We start from the raw sequence: 3,262 nt of genomic DNA on the forward strand, positions 1-3,262 counted from the left end.
CTGGGGTGGCATTGGCAGCTATTTATGTGGCATCCACCACGGTACTGTATAATATCCAAGCGGTGATTGCTTTGACGGCAAAAGGAGAGGCTCATGGCACCAAAGCCTCGACCATCATACTTAAAACATTGACTAAAAATCCACTCATCATCTCTATTGTATTAGGCATGATCTGCTACTCGATCGCACTGCCTATTCCAACCATGATTGCAGATGCCGGACACTATTTTGCTAATATGACTCTGCCACTGGCACTACTTTGTACTGGCGGCTCTCTGAATATACAATCGCTCAGAGAAGATACTCATTCGGCTTGGTTTGCCACAGTGTATAAATTAGTCTGGTCACCAATATTGATTACCGGGGCTGCGCTAATGTATGGATTTAGAGGATTGGATTTGGGTATTGTTTTTCTCATGAGTGGTGCACCAACCGCCGCTGCCAGCTATGTCATGGCAAGAGCGATGGGAGGGAATGCAACCTTAGCAGCCAATATCATTGCCTTAACGACGGTACTTTCTCTCTTTACCTGTACATTTGGCATTTTCTTATTGGCCAATTGGCAATTAATTTAAAACGTAACTCAGCGTAAGAAAAGGCCCGAATGGGCCTTTTTCGTCGCATGATAACGACACATCACAAGCGCTTGTAAAAGACCGTTGCTAACGGTGGAATACGCAATAGTAATGATTGATCGAGATCTTGACTCACTACCGCTTCAGTCGTCACAGACTCCAACACGGCAAAATCGCTTCCGCCATAAACAGCGCTGTCGGTATTGAGTAGCAGTTGATATTTCGCCGCCTGTGGAACACCTAACCGGAATGCTTCATGAGGGACTGGAGTAAAGTTGGTGATCACAAGGATACGCTCCCCTTTTGCATTCAAGCGATCATGAGCAATAATGCTTGCCTGCGCTTCATCCTGCAAACGCCACTCAAACCCTTGTGGTTGACAATCTAGTTCATGCAGTGCACTTTCAACGCGGTACATATGGTTCAAATCTCGCACTAAATTTTGTACCCCTTTATGGCGATCAAATTCAAGCAAGAACCATTGCAATTGATCATCATGATTCCATTCGGATGTTTGAGCAAATTCAGCGCCCATGAAATTGAGTTTTTTACCCGGTTGACCATACATATAACCTAAATAAGCACGCATATTGGCAGTTTGTTGCCACTCATCTCCAGGCATTTTATAAATCAATGATTGCTTACCATACACAACTTCATCGTGCGAAAGTGATAATATGTAGTTCTCACTAAAGGCATAAATCAGTGGAAAAGTTAATGTATTATGGTGATATTTACGATGAATCGGATCTTCTTTGATATAGGATAAACTGTCATGCATCCAGCCCATATTCCATTTAAATCCAAACCCTAACCCTCCGCTAAAAGTCGGAGCGGAAACACCGGGAAACGCGGTTGACTCTTCGGCAATCGTCATCGCATTAGGGAAATGCTTATATACTTCCTCGTTCATCCACTTCAACGTTGCAATGGCATCGTAATTTTCACGTCCACCATCAACATTAGGAATCCACTGATCATGGCTACGGGAATAGTCGAGATAAAGCATGGATGCAACCGCATCAACCCGAATACCGTCAATATGGAACATTTCAAACCAATACAAAGCATTAGAAACTAAAAAGCGTCTGACATGCTCACGACCTAGATCGTAGATGTATGAACTCCAATCTTGATGCCACCCACGACGCGGATCAGGATCATGGAAAAGTGGCGTACCATCAAAGTTTGCCAAACCATGTGAATCAGATGGGAAATGAGCTGGAACCCAATCCAATACCACACCAATTTCAGCTTGATGGCATTGATCTACAAAATATTTAAAATCGTCGGGAGACCCATAGCGACTGGTCGGCGCAAAAAGTCCGACAGGCTGGTAGCCCCAGGAACCATAGAAAGGATGTTCTGAAACCGGCATTAACTCAACATGGGTATATCCCATATTTTGTAAATAAGGTACCAATTCATCCGCTAATTCACGATATGTTAAAAAACGGCCATCGGCGGCTCGTTTCCAAGATCCGGGGTGTAATTCATAGAATGATAAGGCTTGCTTACGTTTTTCTGTCACTGCCCGTTGTTGCCAATTTGAATCTTGCCAATCATAACGGTGATGGTTATAAGTGATCGAGGCAAAAGAAGGGTGTTGCTCAGCATAGAAACCCCATGGGTCTGCTTTATGTGGCAAGCTCTCGCCATGTGGCCCTTTGAGTTCAAACTTATATTGTGTGCCTTCTGGTAAATCGGGCACAAAAATCCCCCAGATACCATAGTCAAGCCGCTGCATTGGATGACGACGACCATCCCAATGATTGAACGCGCCAATCAAACTACAAGCCGATGCATGAGGCGCATAAACTAAAAAACGAACCCCACTGATCGATTGTCCGTCACGTTCTAACGTAACAAATTGTGATCCCATTTGGTGATACATCTGTTTTGGGGTATGGAGATCGTCATACTCCGCATATAAAGCGTGGTATTGGTAAGGATCATCGATGATTTGCTCAACCCCAGCCCAATCAACCGCTAGTCGATAGTGTGTCCATTGTAAATCAAGCTCAGACTTTAAAATAAAGCCGCCAGGCTCTTCTGGCGATAATTCAATACGTGGCTGACCGTCAACTAACAGCTCGACTTTATCAGCACCAGGCATCCAAACCCTTAACGCACCTTGCTCTGTTGGCAGGTAAGGACCTAGAAATGAAAAGGGATCAGCAAAAGCAGCATAAGATAACTGATGATAGATTTGCTGTTTTTTGGATGGTTTCTTTATGGGTTTCAATATACCTTCTCCTAGCCGACTCTCTCAAAATGGAAAAAATGCCCGCACAAAGCGGGCTTGTTAGCGTAAAAATAACCAGAGCACGCTTAGAAAAATCATCTATAAAGAAACGTAATACCCATTTGGTTATTTAATTAAAGACATCTTAACGAACTCTAATCCAACATGGAGTGACCTAGCCTTAATTTATGAAACTCATGACAAAGAAAACACTAGGCCATCTCTTAGTTTAATGACGAGTAGGTTAATGGCGAGCTTTAGCCCGGATATCGGTCAATTTCGCGGCAATACGGTTCACGTCCTCACGGGCAAATAACTCGTCTAAATTGATAGAGAGTTTACGACGCCAGTTAGGATATTCATTCACCGTACCAGGTATGTTCACAGGCTTATCCATTTCTAACCAGTCTTCAAGTTGTACGCTAAGTAAAGCTGAAGAGCC

At 43.6% G+C, this 3,262-nt stretch carries 3 protein-coding genes; 1 reads left to right on the forward strand and 2 read right to left on the reverse strand.

Annotated elements, in window-relative coordinates; translation table 11 throughout:
- A partial coding sequence (locus tag B7C60_RS18115) for an AEC family transporter (protein WP_245868715.1) occupies positions 1-575 on the forward strand: 575 nt, incomplete at its 5' end.
- Between the two features lie 61 nt (positions 576-636).
- Here B7C60_RS18115 and glgB read toward each other — a convergent pair.
- Both glgB and B7C60_RS18120 read right to left on the reverse strand, forming a co-directional pair.
- Positions 637-2,820, reverse strand: a complete 2,184-nt coding sequence (gene glgB / locus B7C60_RS06490; RefSeq protein ID WP_170887347.1) for a 1,4-alpha-glucan branching protein GlgB — start codon at positions 2,818-2,820, stop codon at positions 637-639.
- 244 nt (positions 2,821-3,064) lie between these two features.
- On the reverse strand, positions 3,065-3,262 hold a 198-nt coding region (locus tag B7C60_RS18120), incomplete at its 5' end, for a 4-alpha-glucanotransferase (RefSeq protein ID WP_245868716.1).

The sequence above is a fragment of the Vibrio fujianensis genome, assembly GCF_002749895.1.
Classification (GTDB): Bacteria; Pseudomonadota; Gammaproteobacteria; order Enterobacterales; family Vibrionaceae; genus Vibrio; species Vibrio fujianensis.